Annotated in this window: 18 protein-coding genes and 2 tRNA genes; 8 read left to right on the top strand and 12 right to left on the bottom strand. The window is 38.1% G+C overall.

The window, feature by feature from the left end:
• Window positions 1-154 precede the first annotated feature (154 nt).
• Together clpA and clpS are read right to left on the bottom strand one after the other, a co-directional pair.
• Window positions 155-2,416, bottom strand: a complete 2,262-nt coding sequence (gene clpA, locus H5058_RS07500; protein WP_011328400.1) for an ATP-dependent Clp protease ATP-binding subunit ClpA — start codon at window positions 2,414-2,416, stop codon at window positions 155-157.
• A 68-nt stretch (window positions 2,417-2,484) separates the two neighbouring features.
• A complete protein-coding gene (gene clpS, locus H5058_RS07495; RefSeq protein WP_011328401.1) occupies window positions 2,485-2,793 on the bottom strand; it encodes an ATP-dependent Clp protease adapter ClpS in 309 nt (102 codons plus the stop codon).
• A 209-nt stretch (window positions 2,794-3,002) separates the two neighbouring features.
• Here clpS and cspD point away from each other — a divergent pair, with 209 nt between their 5' ends.
• Both cspD and H5058_RS07485 read left to right on the top strand, forming a co-directional pair.
• Window positions 3,003-3,221: a cold shock domain-containing protein CspD gene (gene cspD / locus H5058_RS07490; RefSeq protein ID WP_011328402.1), complete on the top strand. Its 219-nt coding sequence runs from the start codon at window positions 3,003-3,005 to the stop codon at window positions 3,219-3,221.
• Window positions 3,222-4,018: 797 nt separating this feature from the next.
• Window positions 4,019-6,241, top strand: a complete 2,223-nt coding sequence (locus H5058_RS07485) for an NADP-dependent isocitrate dehydrogenase (protein ID WP_182677551.1) — start codon at window positions 4,019-4,021, stop codon at window positions 6,239-6,241.
• A 154-nt stretch (window positions 6,242-6,395) separates the two neighbouring features.
• Here H5058_RS07485 and H5058_RS07480 read toward each other — a convergent pair whose 3' ends face one another.
• The 4 genes from H5058_RS07480 to H5058_RS07465 form a co-directional block, all read right to left on the bottom strand.
• Window positions 6,396-7,637 (bottom strand): amidohydrolase family protein, encoded by a 1,242-nt coding sequence (locus tag H5058_RS07480; protein WP_182677535.1) that lies wholly within the window; start codon window positions 7,635-7,637, stop codon window positions 6,396-6,398.
• A gap of 12 nt (window positions 7,638-7,649) precedes the next feature.
• Window positions 7,650-9,032, bottom strand: a complete 1,383-nt coding sequence (locus H5058_RS07475; protein WP_011328405.1) for an amidohydrolase — start codon at window positions 9,030-9,032, stop codon at window positions 7,650-7,652.
• A gap of 100 nt (window positions 9,033-9,132) precedes the next feature.
• Window positions 9,133-9,918 (bottom strand): hypothetical protein, encoded by a 786-nt coding sequence (locus tag H5058_RS07470; protein ID WP_011328406.1) that lies wholly within the window; start codon window positions 9,916-9,918, stop codon window positions 9,133-9,135.
• A 115-nt stretch (window positions 9,919-10,033) separates the two neighbouring features.
• Window positions 10,034-10,726, bottom strand: a complete 693-nt coding sequence (locus H5058_RS07465) for a DUF445 domain-containing protein (RefSeq protein WP_182677533.1) — start codon at window positions 10,724-10,726, stop codon at window positions 10,034-10,036.
• Between the two features lie 109 nt (window positions 10,727-10,835).
• On the opposite strand from H5058_RS07465, the gene H5058_RS07460 reads away from it, so the two are divergent.
• Window positions 10,836-11,696, top strand: a complete 861-nt coding sequence (locus H5058_RS07460; protein ID WP_182677530.1) for a fructosamine kinase family protein — start codon at window positions 10,836-10,838, stop codon at window positions 11,694-11,696.
• A gap of 135 nt (window positions 11,697-11,831) precedes the next feature.
• Window positions 11,832-12,035, top strand: coding sequence for a CPXCG motif-containing cysteine-rich protein (locus tag H5058_RS07455; RefSeq protein WP_011328409.1), 204 nt, complete (start codon window positions 11,832-11,834; stop codon window positions 12,033-12,035).
• On the opposite strand, the gene H5058_RS07450 is transcribed toward H5058_RS07455, so the two are convergent.
• The gene (locus H5058_RS07450; protein ID WP_182677528.1) at window positions 12,032-12,658 is read right to left on the bottom strand and encodes a riboflavin synthase subunit alpha; all 627 of its coding nucleotides are present in this window, start codon (window positions 12,656-12,658) and stop codon (window positions 12,032-12,034) included. The genes H5058_RS07455 and H5058_RS07450 overlap by 4 nt on opposite strands.
• Before the next feature lie 171 nt (window positions 12,659-12,829).
• On the opposite strand from H5058_RS07450, the gene H5058_RS07445 reads away from it, so the two are divergent.
• From H5058_RS07445 to H5058_RS07430, 4 genes are all read left to right on the top strand, one after another.
• Entirely contained in the window at window positions 12,830-14,185 is a 1,356-nt protein-coding gene (locus H5058_RS07445; RefSeq protein WP_011328411.1) for an MATE family efflux transporter, read from the top strand.
• On the top strand, window positions 14,163-15,215 hold the full coding sequence (locus tag H5058_RS07440; RefSeq protein ID WP_182677526.1) for a DUF3080 domain-containing protein: 1,053 nt from the start codon (window positions 14,163-14,165) through the stop codon (window positions 15,213-15,215). The genes H5058_RS07445 and H5058_RS07440 overlap by 23 nt, the downstream gene beginning before the upstream one ends.
• 114 nt (window positions 15,216-15,329) lie before the next feature.
• Window positions 15,330-15,406, top strand: a tRNA-Val gene (locus H5058_RS07435).
• Between the two features lie 27 nt (window positions 15,407-15,433).
• Window positions 15,434-15,510 (top strand) — tRNA-Val (locus H5058_RS07430).
• Between the two features lie 414 nt (window positions 15,511-15,924).
• Here the strand turns inward: H5058_RS07430 and H5058_RS07425 are convergent.
• From H5058_RS07425 to H5058_RS07405, 5 genes are all read right to left on the bottom strand, one after another.
• Window positions 15,925-16,137 (bottom strand): hypothetical protein, encoded by a 213-nt coding sequence (locus H5058_RS07425; RefSeq protein WP_024603966.1) that lies wholly within the window; start codon window positions 16,135-16,137, stop codon window positions 15,925-15,927.
• A 611-nt stretch (window positions 16,138-16,748) separates the two neighbouring features.
• The gene (locus H5058_RS07420) at window positions 16,749-18,566 is read right to left on the bottom strand and encodes an EH signature domain-containing protein (protein WP_182677524.1); all 1,818 of its coding nucleotides are present in this window, start codon (window positions 18,564-18,566) and stop codon (window positions 16,749-16,751) included.
• A complete protein-coding gene (locus H5058_RS07415) occupies window positions 18,556-19,218 on the bottom strand; it encodes an OmpA family protein (RefSeq protein WP_182677522.1) in 663 nt (220 codons plus the stop codon). The genes H5058_RS07420 and H5058_RS07415 overlap by 11 nt, the downstream gene beginning before the upstream one ends.
• Window position 19,219: 1 nt before the next feature.
• The gene (locus H5058_RS07410) at window positions 19,220-21,496 is read right to left on the bottom strand and encodes a hypothetical protein (protein WP_182677521.1); all 2,277 of its coding nucleotides are present in this window, start codon (window positions 21,494-21,496) and stop codon (window positions 19,220-19,222) included.
• A 3-nt stretch (window positions 21,497-21,499) separates the two neighbouring features.
• On the bottom strand, window positions 21,500-21,838 hold the full coding sequence (locus H5058_RS07405; protein WP_007585896.1) for a hypothetical protein: 339 nt from the start codon (window positions 21,836-21,838) through the stop codon (window positions 21,500-21,502).
• Window positions 21,839-21,894: the final 56 nt, after the last annotated feature.

The raw sequence follows: 21,894 nt of genomic DNA, 5'->3' as shown, positions 1-21,894 counted from the left end.
ATTAAATGTAATTGATGGATATTAACTAGCAATTACATTTAATAAACAAAAAACCCAGCCTTGCTGGGTTTTTTGTTGTCTATAAAACATTACAAAAAAAGGCCTGCTTTTTAAAAGCAGGCCTTTTTATTTAACTCATTTAGCGCATATTAAACTAAGCGGGTGTTAAATCACTTTGATAATCAAAGCGAATTTTTTTATCTTTAACCGATACTTTAACCGTACCGCCTTCAACAAGTTCACCAAAGAGTATTTCGTTGGCTAATGGTTTTTTAAGCTGCTCTTGGATAATACGTGCCATAGGACGTGCCCCCATCGCTTTGTCGTAACCTTTGTCAGCCAACCATTCCCGTGCTTTAGCACTTAGCTCAAGATTAACTGACTTTTTATCCAGTTGCGCTTGAAGCTCTACAATAAACTTATCAACCACAAGTAAAATAACGTCTTTATCAAGGTGATTAAACCAAATAATGTTATCTAAACGGTTTCTAAACTCTGGTGAAAATACTTTATTAATTTCACCCATTGCATCGTGCGTATGGTCTTGCTCGCTAAAACCAATTGACGCACGCGTTGTTTCTTGCACGCCCGCATTGGTGGTCATTACCACGACTACATTTCTAAAATCGGCTTTGCGGCCGTTATTATCAGTTAATGTACCGTGATCCATTACTTGCAACAATATGTTGTAAATATCTGAATGCGCTTTTTCAATTTCATCTAACAGTACTACCGCATGCGGGTTTTTAATTACCGCTTCAGTGAGTAACCCACCTTGCTCAAAACCAACATAACCTGGTGGCGCACCAATTAGTCGACTTATTGCATGGCGCTCTACGTACTCCGACATATCAAAGCGAATAAACTCAACACCCATACATTTAGCTAGCTGTTTAGTTACCTCGGTTTTGCCTACCCCTGTTGGGCCTGCAAATAAGAACGACCCTACCGGTTTTTCTTCGTTGGCTAAACCAGAGCGCGATAAGCGAATAGCTGATGTAAGCGCATCAATAGATTGATCTTGCCCAAACACCAACATTTTTAAATTGCGGTCTAAGTTTTTTAGCGTTTCTTTGTCGCTAGATGACACACTTTGCGGTGGAATACGCGCCATTTTAGCCACAATGTTTTCTATATCGGCAACGCCAATGGTTTTTTTACGTTTAGAGCTAGGCAGTAAACGTTGGCTTGCACCGGCCTCGTCAATTACGTCAATTGCTTTGTCGGGCAAATGGCGTTCATTAATATATTTTGCACTTAGCTCTGCCGCTGCTTTTAATGCTTTTTGCGTATAACGAATGCCATGGTGCGCTTCGTAACGCTCTTTTAAACCATTTAATATTTTAGTGGTATCGGCAACACTCGGCTCAAGCACATCAATTTTTTGAAAGCGACGTACCAAAGCACGGTCTTTCTCAAAAATATTTTTGTACTCGTTATAAGTTGTCGAACCCATACAGCGTAATTGCCCACTAGAGAGTAGCGGCTTAAGTAAGTTTGATGCATCCATAACTCCACCCGATGCCGCGCCGGCACCAATAATGGTATGAATTTCATCAATAAATAAAATAGAACCCGGTTGTGCTTGCAACTCTTTTAGTAAGCTTTTAAAGCGTTTTTCAAAATCGCCACGGTACTTAGTACCTGCCAATAATGCGCCCATATCAAGCGAGTAAACAACTGCATCGGCAATTACTTCGGGTACTTGCTTATTTACAATACGATACGCTAAGCCTTCTGCAATTGCTGTTTTACCAACACCTGCTTCGCCTACTAATAGTGGGTTGTTCTTTTTACGACGACACAACACCTGTACAGTACGCTCTACTTCACTATCGCGCCCTATTAATGGGTCAATGTGGCCTTCGAGCGCTTGTACGTTTAAATTAGTGGTAAAGCTGTCGAGCTTGCTTGCTTCTTCGCTTTGCACTTCTTGTACATCTTCGTGAATATCGTCGGTGTCATCGCCTAATTCATCATCGCCTTTGGCAATGCCATGCGAAATAAAATTAACAATATCGAGACGTGATATGTCGTGTTTTTTAAGTAAATAGACTGCTTGGCTTTCTTGTTCAGAAAAAATAGCCACCAGCACGTTTACGCCTGTCACTTCGTTTTTACCCGATGATTGCACATGAAAAACAGCACGTTGCAATACACGTTGAAAACCAAGTGTTGGCTGAGTTTCACGTTCTTCTTCTAAATCTGGAATAACCGGCGTGGTTTCGTTAATAAACTCAAGTAGTTCAGTTTTTAACTCTGCAACATTTACTGCACAGGCACTTAGCGCTTCCCCAGCAGATGGATTGTCCAAAAGCGCAAGTAAAAGGTGTTCTACCGTCATAAACTCATGACGACGTGTACGCGCTTCGCGAAACGCGCTGTTCAAAGTAAGTTCTAAATCTTTATTTAGCATTGGCAACCCCTTACAGAGATAATAAATTTATACCATTACAATCGAACGAAAGATCATTCGCTTGGTATTTATTCCTGCTCACAACTACATAGCAGTGGATGCTCGTTATCCCTTGAATACCGGTTAACTTGTTCAGCTTTTGTATGGGCTACATCTGAGCTAAATACGCCACAGATCCCCTTCCCTTGTTGATGAATTTGCAGCATCACGTCGGTTGCTCTATCGCTATCCATATTAAAAAACGTCATCAGGACCTCAATCACAAAATCCATTGGCGTGTAATCGTCGTTATTTAAAACAACTTTATATTTTCGCGGTGGTTGCAGCTTTTGCTTTTCCTTGTCGCGAACGATGTCTATAACACCTGAATCTTTCATACCACTCATAATTAAATATAGTCTTGTCTTTGTAACTCAAGCAAACTTGAATAAAAAAATAAATAAAATGTTAATAAATAGATCAAAACACTTGACTGGCTGGCTAAATAAACTACAGTCAAACATAGATTGATTAAACCTTAGTCAGTCTAGCAAATTATACAGTTTAGATTAACTAAATTAGTGAACTTATAGAAGGATGTAGAAGTATGGCTTGTGGTAAAGTCAAATGGTTCAATAATGCCAAAGGTTTCGGTTTCATCGTAGAAGACGGCTGCGAGAATGATATTTTCGCTCATTACTCAACAATTGTAATGGACGGCTATAAAACACTTAAAGCTGGTCAAGATGTAACATTCGAATTAGAACAAGGCCCTAAAGGCTTACATGCTAAAAATATAGCGCCTAACGGTGATATTATTGAGTGACTGTTATTTTGTTCTACTAAAGCGAGTGACCTGCTTAGATCCTCGCTTAATTCCTTCAACATCTTTTTTATCATCTCTTCTTCTGTATTAATAGCCTCATTATCTGCAAATTCAACCCTTTTCCTTGAATTTATTTTATCTACCCCAATATTTTCTGTATTGAATGTTAAATATCAATTTGTATTAAATACACGGGCATACCAATAACATTAAATTAATGAGTAATTTCGGCGCAAAACAAATGGCTTAACAATAGGGTTAAACAATGTATCCCATTGTTTTACCTTAGTTATTTTAAAAGTAACCAATAAGTCATTTAATACGCAAGCATGCTCATATTTTTAATAAAATTGGCATTTACTATAGCGACAAGTAAAAAAGCTTAATAATTAAGCATAAATTTAAATGTATAGTTATTTTATATGAAAATTTTAATGCCATTATGAAACTTTAGTCCGTTAGAACGATCAATGTTTTTAATTCAATTGGTATAACTACTTGGATGGTGCTTGCAAAAACTAGCCCTTTTAAACCAAGCTTGTTACACTCTTTACCCTAAAAATAACGTATTAACGCTAGCCTAAAGGCTAATTTATTTTTATTAAATGTTTAGTTATAAATACGGTACTAGCTGGTCAGGTGTGACTATTTTGCTTTATATAAATATAGGGCAATAAACACCTAACTGACTGCTCGTTGCTCCATTATTAACGCTTTAATGTATTACCAATACTGGTGGCAATGATTTCTTTGCATTGTTGAATATGGTCGTTATGGCCAACTATCTAGGAATGATGATGACATCAAAAATTATCTATACAAAAACGGACGAAGCTCCGGCACTCGCAACTTATTCGTTGCTACCTATCATCCAAGCATATACAAATGCGGCAGGTGTTGAAGTTGAAACTCGCGATATTTCATTAGCAGGTCGTGTAATTGCAAGCTTCCCTGATTATTTAACACCAGAACAACGTATTAACGATGCACTGGCTGAACTTGGCGAACTGGCTAAAACACCAGAAGCTAACATTATTAAATTACCAAACATCAGCGCCTCTGTACCACAGCTTCGCGCGGTAATTAAAGAGCTTCAAGCTAAAGGTTATGCACTTCCAGAATACCCTGTTGAGCCTAAAAACGATGAAGAAAAAGCAATTCAAGCTGCGTACGACAAAATTAAAGGCAGTGCAGTAAACCCAGTACTACGTGAAGGTAACTCAGATCGTCGTGCACCTGGTTCTGTAAAAGAATATGCACGTAACAACCCGCATTCAATGGGTGCGTGGAGCAAAGATTCTGAATCTTACGTTGCTAGCATGAGCGAAGGCGACTTTTTTGGTTCTGAGCAATCAGTAACTGTTGATACAGCCACTGATGTGCGTATTGAACATGTTGCAACTAACGGCGACGTTACTGTGCTTAAACAAAGCACACCGCTTTTAGCTGGCGAAGTTATTGATGCATCAAGCATTAGCGCTGCTAAACTGCAAGCTTTCTTAGCTGCTGAAATTGATGCTGCTAAAGAAAAAGGCGTTTTATTCTCGCTGCATATGAAAGCGACAATGATGAAAGTATCTGATCCAATTATTTTTGGTCACGCTGTAAAAGTATTCTACAAAGATGTATTTACTAAGCACTGTAAACTTTTTGAAGAGCTAGGTGTTGATGTTAATAATGGTTTAGGCGATGTGTATTCTAAAATTCAAACATTAGATGACGCTAAGCGCGAAGAAATTGAAGCAGACATTCAAGCTGTTTATGCTAACCGCCCTGCTATTGCTATGGTTGATTCTGACCGTGGTATTACAAACTTACACGTACCAAGTGACGTGATCATCGATGCGTCTATGCCTGCTGCAATTCGTTCAAGCGGTCAAATGTGGAATAACGATGGTAAATTACAAGACACTAGCTTTGTAATTCCAGATCGTTGTTACTCAGGTATTTACCAAGCAACTATCGATTTCTGTAAAGAAAATGGCGCGTTTGATCCAACAACTATGGGTAGCGTTCCAAACGTTGGCCTTATGGCGCAAAAAGCTGAAGAATACGGTTCACACGACAAAACGTTTGAAGCTAAAGCAGACGGTTCTATCCGTGTTGTTGATGCAAACGGTACTACTTTACTTGAGCACAGCGTTGAGCAAGGTGATATTTGGCGCATGTGTCAGGTTAAAGACGCACCAATCCAAGATTGGGTTAAGCTTGCAGTAAACCGTGCACGCGCAACGGGCGTTCCTGCTATTTTCTGGTTAGACGAAAACCGTGCACATGATGCGCAGCTAATCAAAAAAGTAAATAAATACCTACCAGATCACGATACAGCTGGTCTAGATATTCAAATTTTAGCACCGCTTGAAGCAACTTTATTCTCTTTAGCGCGTATTAAAGAAGGTAAAGACACTATTTCTGTAACAGGTAACGTTTTACGTGATTACCTTACAGATTTATTCCCAATTTTAGAGTTGGGTACAAGTGCTAAAATGCTGTCAATTGTTCCACTTATGAACGGTGGTGGCTTATTTGAAACTGGCGCAGGTGGTTCTGCACCTAAGCATGTGCAACAATTCGAAAAAGAAAACCACTTACGTTGGGATTCTTTAGGTGAATTTTTAGCACTTGCTGCATCGCTTGAGCACCTAAGCGTAACGACGGGTAACAACAAGGCACAAGTACTTGCTGACACCCTAGATAAAGCAACTGGTACTTTCCTTGCAGAAAACAAGTCGCCTTCACGTAAAGTAAAAGAAATTGATAACCGTGGTTCTCATTTCTTCTTATCTTTATTTTGGGCACAAGAGCTTGCTAAGCAAAATGACGACAGCGAACTTAAAGCGCAGTTTACGCAAATTGCTAGCGACCTTGAAACTAACAAAGAACAAATTGTTAGTGAGCTAAACAACGCGCAAGGCCCAGCGGTAGATTTAGGCGGTTACTTCCAGCCTAACGACGATGCTGCTTTTAAAGCGATGCGTCCAAGCACTACCTTTAACGATATTCTTGCTAAATTAGTATAATATTGAAATGAATTTAAAAGCCGCTTACTTGCAAAAGTAAGCGGCTTTTTTATGTCTAAAATTTACAAATAAAAAGGCCGCTATTTATAAAATAGCGGCCTTTTTAGTAGTAGCTTTAACCTCCAATATATAGGATGTTTAGCTTAGCTTCTGATTACTTAGTATATGCGCGTGGCATACTTGACTCAGTTGTATAACGGTCACGCAGTTTATCTTGGCGAGATTGTGTAGATACCTCAACCCCATTAATAAACATTTTGCTCACGTGGCTGCTAAGCTCAAACGGATCATTGCTCCACATAACCACATCGGCCGCTTTACCTACTGCTAGGCTGCCTGCATTAATGCCAAATACATCAGCCACGTTTGCTGTAACTGCTTTTAACGCACCTTGTTGGCTCATACCATACGATACAGCATTACCCGCATCAAAACGTAGCTGGTAAACATTATGACTGGCATCGCCGCCCACTGTTAGCAGTACTTTTACGCCGGCCTTTTCAAGTAATCCTGCATTATTTAAACTCGCATTTAATGAGTCAAAACTACCTGGCAAACTATCCATAGCACTAATGATCACTGGAATGTCTGCTTTAGCTAAACGCTCTTTAACTACAACAGCATCTTGCGCACCATTAAGTACTAAGTTAATGCCAAACTGCTGCTTTACTTTAATAAGCTCAACTATATCGGCAGCGCGAGATACATTAACGATTAATGGCATTTCACCGCTAAGTACTTTAGCCATTATTTTATCTTCGGCGGTTGGCTTTTTGTCATCTTTTTTAGCTTTTTTATCGGCTTTCGTTTGATGTTCATCAAGCTTATTTATAAGCGTTTGCAAAGTAAACGCACGCGAACCTTTACGGCGCTCACCTAAATTAACCACTAGTGCCACTTGTTTTTGCTGTACGCTTTCAAAACTACCACTTAAATCAACTACACTAGCAAGGCCTGCAAAAATACTCTCGCCGCCCTGTGGGGTGATCACATCGCGTGTAATTCCGCCTTTACGTGCGTAAGAAATTAACCCCGAGTGGCCGTTAAAAGCTAAACTTGCATCAAAATCAATACCGGCTTTTTCATCGCCGCCATCGCGTGAGCCTGCAACCGCACCTACTTCAACTAAACCTAATTGGTTAATACTGGCAATAAAGCCAGGCGTTACTATTTGGCCCTTAGCATCAATAATTTTGTCGGCTTTTACAGCGCTTGGATTAATGGCAGAAATTTTGCCATCAGTCATTACAATGCTCGCGCCCTCTAATACACCTTGCTCTGTTGAGGTGTGTAATGTGGCGTTAATAATTGCCAGTGACTGCGCATTAACCGCGCCTGCTGCTAATAACCCTGCAGCAACCAGAGAAAGCGAAAACGAACGTGATAAATTTTTCATTCTGGGTGCTCCTTATTGTTGACCTAACATAAAATCACTTGTTGCCTGATACGTGCTATCGTTTCTATCGTAAACTTTTGCACCATCAACAAACACTTGCTCAGCTTTAGCGTAAACACTAAACGGGCTTTGGTTCCAAATAACCACATCGCCCTGTTTACCCGCTTCGAGTGAGCCTGTTTTATCATCAATTCCTAGTGATTTTGCCGCATTAGCAGTGATCCACTTAATTGCGTGTTGCTCCGAAATATCAAAACCATTTTGATTAGCGCGGAACATTACCTTAGCAGCCTCTTGGTTTAAGCGCTGAATAGTCGTATCTGAATCAGAATGAACTACTGCACACGAGTTTTTAACTGCATCAACAATGGCCACATTTTCTTGCACCATGTCGTAGGCTTCCATTTTAAAGCCCCACCAGTCTGGCCAAAGCGCAGCACATGAACCGTTTGCAGCTAGCATGTCGGCAATTTTATAGGCTTCTATACCATGATGAAAAGTACCCGCGTGATAATTAAATTCTTTTGAAAGGTCAATCATCATCGCCATTTCTTCTGCTTTATAGCAATGGTTATGAATGCGCACTTCGCCCTCTAACACTCCTCGCAATGTATCGTATTTAATATCGCGGGTAGGTGCTGCTGGGTTTTTACCCGCTGCATAATCGCTATCGTATTTATCCCACGCGCGTTTGTATTCTACAGTTTCGGCCCATGCCATTCTGTAACCGGCCATGTTCCCCATACGGGTTGACGGTAACGTGCCTTTGCGACCATAAACGCGTTTTGGGTTTTCGCCACACGCCATTTTTAAGCCGTACGGCGCATCTGGAAATTTCATTGCTTGCATTGTATGCGCTGGTACATTTTTAAGTGTTACGCCGCGCCCACCAAACAAGTTAGCAGAGCCAGGTAATATTTGTAGTGAGGTAATACCGCCTTCGCGAGCACGGTTAAAGCCTGGATCTTGTGGCCAAATAGAGTGCTCTACCCATACTTCTGCTGTATTTGGGCTGGTCATTTCGTTACCGTCTTGATGCGACTCAACCGAGGGGCTTGGATATGCACCTAAATGTGAGTGAACGTCAATTATACCCGGTGTTACCCACTTGCCTTGAGCATCAATTGTGGTATCTGCTGATGCAGTTAAGTCTTTACCTACTTGTTGTACTTTACCATCAACAAGTAATACATCGGTATCATCTAAGCGCTCGCCCGTACCAGTTAATACAGTGGCATTAGTGATCAGCGTGCTTGATGTAGCAACCACTTTATAAGTACTTGGGTAAGGGTTTTTGTTTATTGTTATTTTATCGTCTTGTGGGCCGTTTTCTTGGCAACCAACAAGTGCAGTTGCTAAGCCAATAGCTAACAATGAGGGAGCAAATTTTTGCATGTTATTCGGTTCTCCTGTTTTTTTGCTACTTTAGCTAAAGCTAACTAATAAAGCTAAAAAAACAGGCCAAAAACCAATAAATTGAGATGAGTTGCTGTAATTACTTTTTTATATAATTGTTATAAAGTTTCTCTAGTGCGCCTTCGGTTGTTAACACTGGATCTTTTTCCATAAAGTGCTTAACAGTGCGAGTTACAAAATCAGAGTTTTGTTTGTGCAGCTTTGAAAAATCTTTAATTAACGTGTTGCCATCTTTAGCGGCAGTTACTTTGTCATGCCGATGACGATACTGGCTAAGTGCTTTGTTAAAATCACCTTGATAGTCTTCAACCAATATTTTATAAAAATCACTTTTATCAACATTTAAGTCGGTAATGCAGTAGCTTAGTGCCTCTTTAAAATCAGTAAATAACATGCCTTCTACATCAAATTCTTTGGTTTTTTCCCGCACTGTGACCTTAGCCTCTTCAGTGGCGTAACTAAAGCCAGTAAATGCTAAGCGCTCTGCGGCTTCTTTACCTAGTTTCATACCCGCTTGAATGCTGTGCGCAAACTCGTCGCTCATATCACCCAGTTCACTCTCTTCCCACATATTATAAACACGCAGTGGTTTAGCGTATTTATTAGAAAGCTTTTTTTTCATTTTAGTAAAGCGCTCATCTATCGTCATTAACCTTTCGTTATGTAGTAGCGCATAGCACTCATAACATGCCGGTATTGATACAAAGTCGGCTTCTTCACCTAGGTCAATAATGCTTTGTAGCATGTGTAATGGCGGACAATGGTCGCGCTCTGTCGCTTCACAGCCACAATAAAAACATTGGTTAAAGTGCTGTTGGTCGCATGCATACGCCTGCTGATAATAACTGGCTAGCGTTTTACTCACAGTGGCTCCTTTTAATTAAACACTAAAAATTAGGGGGCGATAATAACAGTCTGAAAAAATATGTCAGTAGCTATAAAATACTTTTAATAAAATTATCTTATAGCTCAGACTATATTTAAATCACGGCAGCGATTAACCCAAACAATCCACCAAACACGCCGCCCCATACAACTAACCAACCTAAATGCTCGCGGATCATGGTTTGAATAATCTCTTTAACCATTTTAGGGGTTAGCTCATCAAGGCGCTCATCAACTAATTTAAGCACTGTATTGTGTAAACTTTCAGCACTATTACTTTGCGAAAGTGTTTGACTAACTAAGGCTTTAAAGTTATCAGTTTGAGATATTTCTCCAAGCGACAGTTGCATTTTTTCAATGAATTTTTCACGCATTGGCTCAACCGCCGCACTGCCACCAAACATAGCAAGCATGCTGCCAAACTGAGATTGCTCAATTACCTCTAGTAAACTGTCGAATGCGGGGTTTAAATCAACATTCTTTATTATTGGTTCAAAGTCGATATTAGGTTGCGCTTTGCTGAGTAAGCTATTAATTTTTTGCTCTGAAAAAAACTCAGTTAAAATTAAGTTTCTTATTGCTACTTTAAAGCTTTGAAACTTTAACGCGATTACTCCCGAACCATATAAAAAAGGTACTTTTTCGAACAGCATATGAATAGCTAATAAATTAGTCACTGCTCCAGAGAGTGCAAATAAACCAACCGACAGCACAATTGCCTGATCAAATATAAAGCCGAGAACAACAAATATACCCGCTAGCAAATTGGTTATTAAACTTTTATTCATTTTTATTCCATTTCAGTGATTTATGGCATTAATTTTACAACGATTAGTTTGTTAAATTAATACCTTTTTGCCATAGTTTAAGTATCGGTTTAAAAAGCGAGCAATTGTTATGTGGAAAACAGTAAACGAGCAAATAAGCCAAGCCATACATTATGACTTTAAACATACTCATAAACAGCAACTTCAGAGCACCAACACAGACAAACTTTTTCATATAACCAATGGTACGCACAACTATTTAGTAAAAGTAGCGTTAAAAAATGAGCTTGAGCGCCTAGAAAGCGAATCGCTTGGTTTAAAGCTGCTCACAGAAAACGGGGTGTTTATAGTGCCTGATTGCATTACAACAGGTGCAAATATAGAGTTCTCGTTTATTGTTTTAGAGTGGTTAGAATTTGACAAACAACCACACCCCACATGGAACGCAATGGGAAAAGGCTTAGCAATGTTGCATCAAAAGCATCAGCAAGCCATGTTTGGTTTTGATGTAGATAATTATTTAGCCACTACAGTACAGCCTAATAGCTGGCATAAAAAGTGGTATATATTTTACGCCGAAGAGCGCATAGGCTGGCAATTACAATTATTGGCAGAAAAAGGCATTATATTTATAGAGCCAGAGCGATTAATTAATTTAGTAAAAGAGCAATTACACAGCCACCCCGTAGAGCCATCATTATTACATGGCGATTTTTGGCGTGGCAATGTAGGGTTTATAAATACAGTACCGAGTATATTTAACCCTGCCTGTTATTACGGTGACCGAGAGGTTGATATAGCCATGAGCGAGCTATTTGCACCACTGCCAGATGATTTTTACAGCGCTTATAATCAACAATATCCGTTGCTAGCAAGTTTTGAGCAACGTAAATTAATATACCAGCTTTACCCTATTTTAAACCACGCTAATATTTTTGCGGGGCATTACCTTACCCAAGCAAAACAACACATAGAAAGGTTAATAAAGTAATCCTAATAAACTAAATTAAACGCAGTAAACATTTAATCCCGACTATATTGAGCTTATACCAATAGCATTAAGTAAGTGATTAATTAGTGTAATTATATTATTGAAAGCCTACTTAATAATGTACATGGAGTGATTATGAAAAACTTTGTATCGCAACGTATTTCATGTCCGCACTGCGGGCATCATATTCATTTAGATTTAGATGCCAGCATGGGAGATCAAGACTACATAGAAGAGTGCAGCGCCTGTTGTAACCCTATTCATTTAAACATGCACATTGACCATGCTCGTAATAAACTAGAATTACATGTAGATAGCGGCGACGAACAAATATTTTAACTCTGCTGACGCAAGTAGTTCTCAACCGTATTTATTATGGTATAGGTTTGCTGATCTACCTCAATATTAAACTCATCACCTAGCTTAGCTGCATCTAAGTTTGTAATAGCGAGGGTTTCGGGAATAAGGTGCAGCCAAAAGCCATGCTCATCAACATTACCTACAGTTAAACTTGCGCCATTTATAGCCACAAAACCTTTATACAATACATACTTTTGCCACTGCGGCGGTATGCACAATTGCATTTTATAATTACTTTGCTGTTTAACTATTTGCACCACTTTAGCCGTACAGTGAATATGGCCAGACACAATATGCCCGCCAAGTTCAGTACCAAAGGTTACTGAACGCTCATAATTAACTAAACTGCCCAGTTCAAGCTTACCTAAGTTAGTTAACTTGAGTGTTTCATCAATCACATCAAAATATACCTGCGCCATTAAATCATCATCACTTGCTAATACTTTAACAACTGTTAAACAGCAGCCATTAATAGCAATACTCGCCCCTAAATTTAGTTGCTGTATATATTGCTTTTCAACCGCTATGGTTAATTGCATTACGCCATTTACTTGGTTAGCCGACACGACTCTCGCTTGGGTTTGTATAATTCCTGTAAACATATTATCTCTTAAGTTTATTACAAAATTGGGGCTGTTAAGCCTTTGCTGCTTAATAGCCTCTAGTTTAACGTATCAAGTTATAAAATCATGCACTCTTAATAATTATCTTAATGGATTGGCACCCCGCAATAGATTACAATTATGCCCTGTATTATTTCTTAGCTGTTTGTTATGACATTTAGTAATTGGGAAGCTAAACGCTTACTTTCCCTTGCCATCCCCGTTTTTTTAGCTCAGGTTACCCTTGTTTTAATGTCTGTCGTCGATACGATTATGGCAGGCCAAGTAAGCCCAACTGATTTAGCTGCTTTATCTATTGCCACTGGTATTTGGAACCCATTATTACTTGCACTGCAAGGTATTTTACTCGCTTTAACCGGTGTTATTGCACAGTTTGCGGGGGCCAACGATAAAAAAGGCATCAGCCATTATTTTCAACAAGCTTTATATTTAACTGCGCTGCTATGTATTGCTGGGTTTGGTATTGCTCAATTTGCCGATATTATTATTTTAAAACTCGACACCAGCCCTGCTATAGCAACACTTGCCAGTGATTATATTCGCTTTGTTAAATGGGGAGTGTTTGGCTTTTTAATTTTTACCGTTTACAGAAATATGACCGAAGGTATGGGCATGACCAAACCCGCTTTTTATATCAGCCTGTTAGGTTTAGCGGTTAATATTCCGGTTAACTATATTTTTATTAATGGCTTATTTGGCCTACCCGCTTATGGCGGCGCAGGCTGTGGTATTGCTACTGCATTAGTATTAACTGTAATGGCAATAGCCCAAGTTATTTATTGCCAAATGAGTAAAAAAATAGATGCTAAAGGCTTAATGACCCCCTTTGAAAAACCTAATTTAACCACTATCGGCATTATCACTAAATTGGGTATTCCTATTTCATTAGCCACTTTTTTTGAAGTAACCTTATTTGCCTGTATTCCATTATTTATTGCCCATTTAGGCGCCGTAGCCGTATCTGGCCATCAAATTGCCGCCAGCGTTACCACTTTATTGTTTATGATGCCGCTCAGCCTTTCTATTGCTATAAGCATACGTATAGGCAACTTATATGGTCAAAACCATTTAAAACAGCTAAAAGTTGCTGTTTCAACTAGCTATATACTGGCAGCGCTCATTGCCCTGTTTGTTGCCGTAACTACCTTTTTAGGCCGCGATTTAATAAGCCAACTGTATAGCGACAGTCCCGAAGTACTTGCACTGGCTTCATCTATCATGATTTTAGCCTGTATATATCAACTACCTGATGCACTACAAGTTGCTGCAAATGGCATATTACGTGGATTAAAATACACCGCACCTATTTCATACATTACATTTGTATCGTATTGGTTAGTTGGCTTTGCACTAGGCTATGTATTAGCCAGAACCGACTTAATCGTCCCAGCAATGGGCCCACATGGTTTTTGGTTGGGCATTATTGTTGGCTTAACACTCGCTGCTGTATTGTTAATGTACACAGTTCATAGACGTTTTAAATATGAACCGTCTTTGCAAGCTTAAACGGCTATTAGTAAAGCCACTGCCAATAATCTGTTTATTGGTAGTGTGCTTTATTGCATTAACCGCTTGTAGCGATAAGCCCAGTAATGCAAACCATACTTATATCCAGCGGCTAGCAAACACGCTTGATTTACAGCCAGTAACACCAAAACCGCTAGTGCCACTAAGCTTAGTACCATTAACTGTATTAAGTGATAGCAACATCACCTTGGGCATTATTCAACTTGCCAGTTTAAGCCACTGCAAACTTAACGTCCTCATTAGCGAGCATAATAACCAACTCGGTAAAACCGCCACAGCGGCAAGCATATTAATCTATCAAATAAAATTTATACAAAGTGCGCAGCAGTGCTTAACTTCGCTTGAAAAAGACTCTTCTATTTATAAAAAGATTTTGGCGGCAACCGAACACAAACAAAATAACTTAATGCACTACTTTAATAGCATGCTCTATAAAGAGTCCGAGCTTAATCGCATTTGGCAACTGAGCTCGCGAGAGCTTTCAATAACCCCAGCAGGCTTTAGCGACACAGTAAATGCCGTAACAAAGCTGGTAAATATTAAACAACAAATAACCAAGCAGCAGTTTGCACAAATAAACTCCGAGCATTTATTTGCCGCACTAGAGCAGCTTAATAAATACCAGTTTAACCAGCAGCTAATTCAATCAGTAAGAACGCAAATAGCCCTAAATAACAGTGCTACCCAATTTATAAACACCATAAATATTAGCCAGCTATGCCAAGCAGGTAAAAATAATAACCAAGCGCAAATTGTAAATAATATCTTTAAAAAATATTACTTAGGACAAGTGCAACCTTACCAAGCACAGCTCGCCGGCTACTTAGAAACCCTGCAACCGCTATATCAACAACTTTGGTATAAAACAGCAATCACCAGCAAACCAATTAATAATTTACTCCAGCCCAATGCAAACAGTAACTTATTGAACCAACTAAAATACTCAGCTAAAAACCATGTATTTTGGTGGCAAATTTTTTATAAAACGTGTGAAATCAGCCCAATGTGAATAAAAAAACGGCAAATAAACGCAAAAACTATAAAGCTGCTTGATCCAACTCCCATCACGCTATATATTAGCGCCCGTGCTACCTAGTTAGCACTTAGCTTAAATTAAAGTAATACGACTGTAGCTCAGTTGGTTAGAGCACTACCTTGACATGGTAGGGGTCGGTGGTTCGAATCCACTCAGTCGTACCAACATTTAAGTATACTAAAAAAAATTGTACGACCGTAGCTCAGCTGGTTAGAGCGCTACCTTGACATGGTAGAGGTCGGTGGTTCGAATCCACTCGGTCGTACCAATTAAACTTTATATTTCAAACAGTTAAAACCCCAATTCAATTTACTCGTTTAATTTTTTATTGAAAATTAAATTATTAGCTTTTTATTATTTTGTATTCAAAATTTAAAAATACTGAGAGCCAAGCATCAAAAGATCATCCTAAAAACTCCAGTTTTTATCGATTTGTGCCCAAACTTGTGCCCAAGCGCCCAAACTACTTTTTTAGCTCTTTAATCTTCCTCAAAATTAGACCCCTACCCTTGCAAATTCACAAACCTCAAATCATAAATTCCAAACCAAAAATTTCAAATCAGGTGACCACTACCCTAATATTTTCCGTGTCATTTCATGAAATATCCTATGACCCCTATTTCATAAACTGCTTCAGTGCTTTGTTTAGACATCGATGCCCACACAAGGCACAGATATACAACTACCCTAGGCTACACTTCGCTTCAGTGGTCACGGTAGGAATGAGCATTACATAACCGATCAGCCGTTGAATAGCGTGCTTACGATCGTAACTTGCTGCTGCTACAAATCCATCCCAAATTTTAGTTTTGTCTAACTTACGAGCATTGTTGTAAGTTGCTCCTATACTCAGCAGCATCTCTCTTCGAGATGAAAGACTCATCATTTTATTCATAACTCACCTAATCAACGCATCTAAAGTTTGATTTTAAATGAGGTAGCCGGTAGCAGCGAGTTTGGTAATTAGTGAGTCAATACTGCATATTCTCTCCAGGTTTTATCACCCAATAGCATTAACTTTGGCCGCTTATTCTCATTAAGCTTTGCTCACAAAAATCACTTGTAAGTGATCACTTTTACGCTCTTAATTATTTTGCCAATCAAAGCTTAATACCACTAGTAACAGAGTTCACGTTTTATCATTTTTGTAGGTGTGTTAGACCGTTATCTGAATCGTTTGATGAGGATAACAGTAAGCGTGCAGCGAACTACACCTAGAGCTTAACATTCGTAAACGTCCGGTGATCACCACCTAGATATCGATGTTCCAAGGCAATAATCGTTCTATGTCTGGCTCAGGCTGACAAAGCTCATCGAGGCAATGCATGATGTAATCAAATGGCGTTAAGCCGCATGTGGTATAAACCGAAAAGGCAAATGACCTTGTGGTGCATGCCTATATTTCTACTTACTTACAGCACCTAGCAGAGCAGCCTGATAACCTTGAGCCACTGCTGCCATTGGAATATTAAGCAAGGCTAGGTGTCGTTAGCTATACGCTAACAATCAATTAGCTCGCTTCCTTCTTCCTGAGTTTATGGAGCTTATTAAATTTTTATTCTGTGAAACACGTACATTTACATCGTAACCATCCGTAACCTGTAAATTGTACCTTTCAGCGAGCTCTACTGCCGGAGGATGGCCACTGATAGCCGCTTTGATAACCCAGTTCTCTCCATCTCGTTTTAAAGATGAGGAACTTTTAGGATTATTTATAATATTTACTCCTAACAAATACATTGCCTCTGGGTTACCTTTATTTGCTGATTTGTGTAGATAAGTTTCATATACGTGCTTATTTCCGTCTAATAAAGCATTTTTAGCTATAGCTAAGTCGCGATAGCTCTTTTTGACTAAAGGTGATATTCCAGAGTACTTTTCAGTTTTTTCTTCTTCATTCCAAAACCTTTCATTCCACTCAATTAAACGACTTTGTCGCTTCATCAAGTTTTCTTCAGATGGTTTTGCCATACCGTATTGATGATCGTATCTACCAATACTCTTTGGTAACCCTAAAAAGTGAGTAATGTTTGAATTAGGAGTAATAGTTAATTTTGTCCTGAGTAGCTTTTCAAATGCGAACTGCCATAAGTACTCGTGATCATGTACATACCCATAAGTCATGTTACGAATATCTTTTAAAGATAAGTTCTTATTTTCTAATAACCTTGCAATATTTCGCTGAGAACGCTCAAAAACTCTGATTTCACTAGCTTGTCCTCGTAAAATTTCTACAATAATGTACTCACCAATTTCAAAAATACATGCTTCTGAATTTTCATTCGGCTCATCCGGTAGTATTATTAAATTTCGAGAATTAACAACTAGCCCTTCACTAGTTACTTGATATGTATGCTTAGGCAAAAGTATTTTGATTTGATTAAATTTTTGACTATAGTTTTTCCAAAATACAGAACGAGCTTTTAATTGATTACTTTGGATATCATCAATATTAAGAGCGGAGCTATTGGCATCCTTGCTAAGTAACTTAACCAGTAATTCAAACAAGAAATAATTACTTATTTCATATTTTTCCTCTAACACCTTTCGCGAGGCAGGTTCTAATTCATACCAGAGACTTTGCTCTTCACTTGGTAAGCAATTTTCTTTTATCCATGTATCTAATATATTAGAAAACTGAATGTGGCTTTGGACCAGCTCATTGATTACAGATAACAGTTCAAATCGAGTTAATGGCGAAAATGAAGAAATTAACCATTCAGAACTAATAGTATCGAGTGTTTTAGGTAAACTATTAATAAGATTATTAATTAAACCTTTTCTTGTTGCGTTAGGTTTCGCAAGTTTAAGTTTATTAATAAAACATAACGTTTGACTATTATTAGCCAACGCAAGCTTATTGCAGGAAATATAGTCTGCTTTATAGATATTTGTAAGCCACTCAACTCTTCGGTGATGCCTTTCATGTAGAAATGGCTTCACGATCGATAAAGTATCAAGTAATAACACAGGGTAAGATTTACGTTCTTTTTCAATGAATTGACTGGCTAAAAAGAAAGCCATATTTGCTACTGCATCATAGTTATTTATACACTTCCAAAGTAGTATGCTTATTTCTTGCTTTTCCAGTTCATTATCAATATAAATATCATTACAAAAAAGCATCAACCATTCACTTAATGTAATAGCATCTGCCATATCATTTTTGATAACGTTTATTATTTGAGTATACGTTAAAGGTGGAAAGTTTGGCTCAATATTTGATACGTTGCTCTTTTCAAGACTTGAGCTAGTGGGTACATCTTTTAAACTATTTTCATTGGGTATTATTGGCACCCTAAATTCAATACCGCTACTCAACATTTTTCAGACCACTCTGTTCAAATGACCCTAATAGCTCCTGCCCTTTAAACTGAAACCTAAACATAACTTTCCTATCAGCAGCATTATCTGAGTTTTTATCTGCGTCAAGCGGCCCTCTGCCAGCCAGAAGTGTTTTATCAAAAAACTCCTGCTTCTTATCAAAATCCATATTATAAATATAATATGAAACACTATTTGCCCTCTTTACACTCAACTCCATATTGTAGCTAAATCCACCTTCGCGGCTTGAATGCCCCTCTACAATAATTCGAGAAACCTCCTCAGCTATATCTTCACTTTGAAAAACTACATTACTGTATATAGGAATAAACTTATCTAAAAATGTTTTGCCGCTATCTTTTAACGTGTAGTCACCTTGCTCAAAAAGGACGGAGTCTAATATTGAAATATCACCAGTTACAGGATCTGCCTCTACCTCAATATTTGCTTCATTAAGTGCCTTATTAATCCCTTGAATAATTAGGATGCGCTTATTTTTACTGCTCTCTTGAGACTCTGAAATTTGCACAAGTGCGCTTATTAATAATAATGCAAATATCATCAACAAAGCAGACATTAAATCACCTATAGATAACCATGCACCACTGTCATCTATTTCATCAATGTGTTGAGTACGTAAAGAAGAAAGCATATTAAGCCTCACTCTCTGAAACTGATTTCTCTAGAACTTTAGCTTCAATTAAAAAATCTGCGGCTTGAGCTAATCGATTATGTATTTTACTAGCAGCTTCATCAAACCCTTTAAAATAAAGCTCTGTACTTTGGTTTGCTTGCTCATAATACTTATGCATAGCTTTTGGTAAACCTTCAGTTATTTCTTTAAATACAGCACTTGCTTCTGTGTATTGCTTTTTAAGATCTCCTACTTGAATACCCGTGTTTCTTGCTATATCTTCAAGCTGAGAGAATGTAGATGACTCAGTGAGTCCAATAGCTTTTACCAGTCTTTCAATCGTAACAACACTGCTCTGTAAATGTTGGTATTGTGCAGTAAGCTCTTGTAGTAAATTGTGACGGGTTTGATACTCTTGCTCAAACACACCTTTAAACCTATCTACCACTTCTATTAAGTTGTTACGTTGCTTACCGAGTGTATCCTCTAGCAGGTTATTTTGTTGATTAAAGAAATCATTTAAATTTTCTTGATACTGAGATCTAAATGACTCAAGTTCACTTTGAACTGTCCTAGACATATTGAGAACTTTTGTATCTATATCACCCAAACCTATTTGTAATTGCTCTCGAGCGTTATTCATTAGTAGGCTAGCGCTTTCACCTGTTTGACTAATAACCTTTGTTTGTTCTTCAAACGAAGCATTTGTCTTATCTAATAATGCCCCTAATCTATTTTCAATTTCTAGATATAGTTTAGCTTCCTGTTCTGTCCTAGAGTCTAACGTTGCTTCTAAATTTTCACCCATTTTTTCAAACGCATCTGCCGCTTTTTCAGTACTACTATCAAATGCAGCCCTTTGCTCTTGCATACCAGTAACCGCAATTTGAAGTACTGAATCTATTTGATGGGTAACTTCAGACACTGCTTTTGACTGAGCTGCAAACGAATCACTTGTTTTATCTAATAAACTTTCTAATCTAAGTTCAAAATTCTGGTATAGGCTACTTTCTTTCTCAGCCCTTGTATCCAGTGCGCTTTCTAAATCAACGCTCATCTTCTCAAAAGCCCCTGCTGCTTTCTCACTACTACTGTTGAAAGCAGCTCTTTGTTCTTCCATTCCTTTAACCGCAACGGATAATATTGAATCAACTTGAGTCGTTATTTCTGTCATGGCAACTTGAGTTTCAGATTTAAATGATGACAAAACATCTTTTAGAGACAGTGCAAATTCTTGAAGTTTTTCCATTGTATTTTGATTAAAAGTATCAATTGTGGAAACAGTATTAGCTACTTCTGCCAAGGTTTTTTCAACATTTGTATTTAGTTGCTGATTTATTTCATTACTTTGTTTAACGGTATTTGCTGTATCGCGCAGCTGCTCTGTAACTGGCCTAATAAGCTTCGATTCCATTTCATTTATCAAGGATTCAACCAACTGCTTATGATTTAATTCATTGTCAGCTTTCAAAGTCTTCAATTCTTTAGTTAAATCGTTAAACACCGGCGCTATATTATCTACCAATGAGTTATTAACTGCAGAAGATATTTTTTCAGAAATGACATTTCCATTAAACGACTCAGCTAATTGATTAAACTGCGTTAATTGCATGGACATATTTTCATTTAACTTATTAAAAGCACTACTTAAATCAACTTGCCCGCCAGTATTGGTATTGTTTGCAATTTCATGTAAAACATCTAAAGGAGTTGCTTCCAAGCAATTTTTAGAAAGGAAGTGAGCGACATTTTTACGAGCTTTATTTGTACTTGATATGCGCCATTTAAGTATTACGATCATGAAAGCTGATGTAACAAGACCAGCTAACGAAGTCGCGAAAGCAGTTTTCATACCTGTAAGTAAAACAGCAGCCGAATGGAGTAAAGCGGTAGAGTCGTTGCCTACATTTCCTAGATCAAAGTCTGAAAGACCTAAGGTAATTCCTAAAAAAGTACCTGCGACACCTATGCTTGTAAGGAGTGCAGGTATTGTTTTATTCGATGAGTCATAGTAATCACCTGCAATATGGTTTAGTGGTACATTCGTAATCAATAAATTATTACGTTCTAATAATCTGCCTTTCTCACTTACAAAGCAATTTTTTAACCACGATTCATTATTGATACTCTTTGAATTTATTAATCTTCTTAATTCTTCAAGCTTACTATTTTGGTTCTTAATATAATTGTTACTTTTAACTACTTCAGATACTGCTACATAAAGAAAAAGAAAAATTATGCATGCGCTAAAAACTGCAGTTAGTGGGTCTTGAAGAAAGAGCGATAAAAAGCTCATATTTTATACTTCCTTATTAAAATATTTGTTTAACTCTTGGTTTGTAAATAATGATTCAGCTAACCTTTTTGGGATATGCTCTGCATCACTTTTAAGACCAATGCTTGTTTGAACTGGCTTAATCAGCCTAACACTGTAGAGAGCTTCATCGTGCATATTAGAATCTGTTGCTAAAGCCAAAAAGCTAGCCTCAGGATAAAGCCTGAGTAAATTAGCTTGCCAAGAAGATTTTTGCTCTCTTAGCGATATAGTGATTGGGCTACCTTTACCAAAATCATCCCGAGCCAGTTTCCATGCATGGTTAATAGCAATAATACGCTCAATAATTTGTTCGAACTTCATAACTCCCCCCCCCTTTTATCCAAAGGGGGCTCCAATTTAAAATACCAGATAATAAT

It is taken from the genome of Pseudoalteromonas sp. SR45-4 (assembly GCF_014163535.1).
Classification (GTDB): domain Bacteria; phylum Pseudomonadota; class Gammaproteobacteria; order Enterobacterales; family Alteromonadaceae; genus Pseudoalteromonas; species Pseudoalteromonas nigrifaciens.
This window is presented reverse-complemented; position numbering and strand designations above follow the sequence as displayed.

Bases quoted from the DNA above. Each gene is read 5' to 3' on its own strand.
- cspD (WP_011328402.1), top strand. From the start codon at position 3,003: ATGGCTTGTGGTAAAGTCAAATGGTTCAATAATGCCAAAGGTTTCGGT.
- H5058_RS07405 (WP_007585896.1), bottom strand. From the start codon at position 21,838: ATGAAGTTCGAACAAATTATTGAGCGTATTATTGCTATTAACCATGCA.
- H5058_RS07445 (WP_011328411.1), top strand. From the start codon at position 12,830: ATGACATTTAGTAATTGGGAAGCTAAACGCTTACTTTCCCTTGCCATC.
- clpS (WP_011328401.1), bottom strand. From the start codon at position 2,793: ATGAAAGATTCAGGTGTTATAGACATCGTTCGCGACAAGGAAAAGCAA.
- H5058_RS07440 (WP_182677526.1), top strand. From the start codon at position 14,163: ATGAACCGTCTTTGCAAGCTTAAACGGCTATTAGTAAAGCCACTGCCA.
- H5058_RS07460 (WP_182677530.1), top strand. From the start codon at position 10,836: ATGTGGAAAACAGTAAACGAGCAAATAAGCCAAGCCATACATTATGAC.
- H5058_RS07455 (WP_011328409.1), top strand. From the start codon at position 11,832: ATGAAAAACTTTGTATCGCAACGTATTTCATGTCCGCACTGCGGGCAT.
- H5058_RS07415 (WP_182677522.1), bottom strand. From the start codon at position 19,218: ATGCTTTCTTCTTTACGTACTCAACACATTGATGAAATAGATGACAGT.
- H5058_RS07475 (WP_011328405.1), bottom strand. From the start codon at position 9,032: ATGCAAAAATTTGCTCCCTCATTGTTAGCTATTGGCTTAGCAACTGCA.
- H5058_RS07410 (WP_182677521.1), bottom strand. From the start codon at position 21,496: ATGAGCTTTTTATCGCTCTTTCTTCAAGACCCACTAACTGCAGTTTTT.
- H5058_RS07465 (WP_182677533.1), bottom strand. From the start codon at position 10,726: ATGAATAAAAGTTTAATAACCAATTTGCTAGCGGGTATATTTGTTGTT.
- H5058_RS07485 (WP_182677551.1), top strand. From the start codon at position 4,019: ATGACATCAAAAATTATCTATACAAAAACGGACGAAGCTCCGGCACTC.
- clpA (WP_011328400.1), bottom strand. From the start codon at position 2,416: ATGCTAAATAAAGATTTAGAACTTACTTTGAACAGCGCGTTTCGCGAA.
- H5058_RS07480 (WP_182677535.1), bottom strand. From the start codon at position 7,637: ATGAAAAATTTATCACGTTCGTTTTCGCTTTCTCTGGTTGCTGCAGGG.
- H5058_RS07420 (WP_182677524.1), bottom strand. From the start codon at position 18,566: ATGTTGAGTAGCGGTATTGAATTTAGGGTGCCAATAATACCCAATGAA.
- H5058_RS07425 (WP_024603966.1), bottom strand. From the start codon at position 16,137: ATGAATAAAATGATGAGTCTTTCATCTCGAAGAGAGATGCTGCTGAGT.
- H5058_RS07450 (WP_182677528.1), bottom strand. From the start codon at position 12,658: ATGTTTACAGGAATTATACAAACCCAAGCGAGAGTCGTGTCGGCTAAC.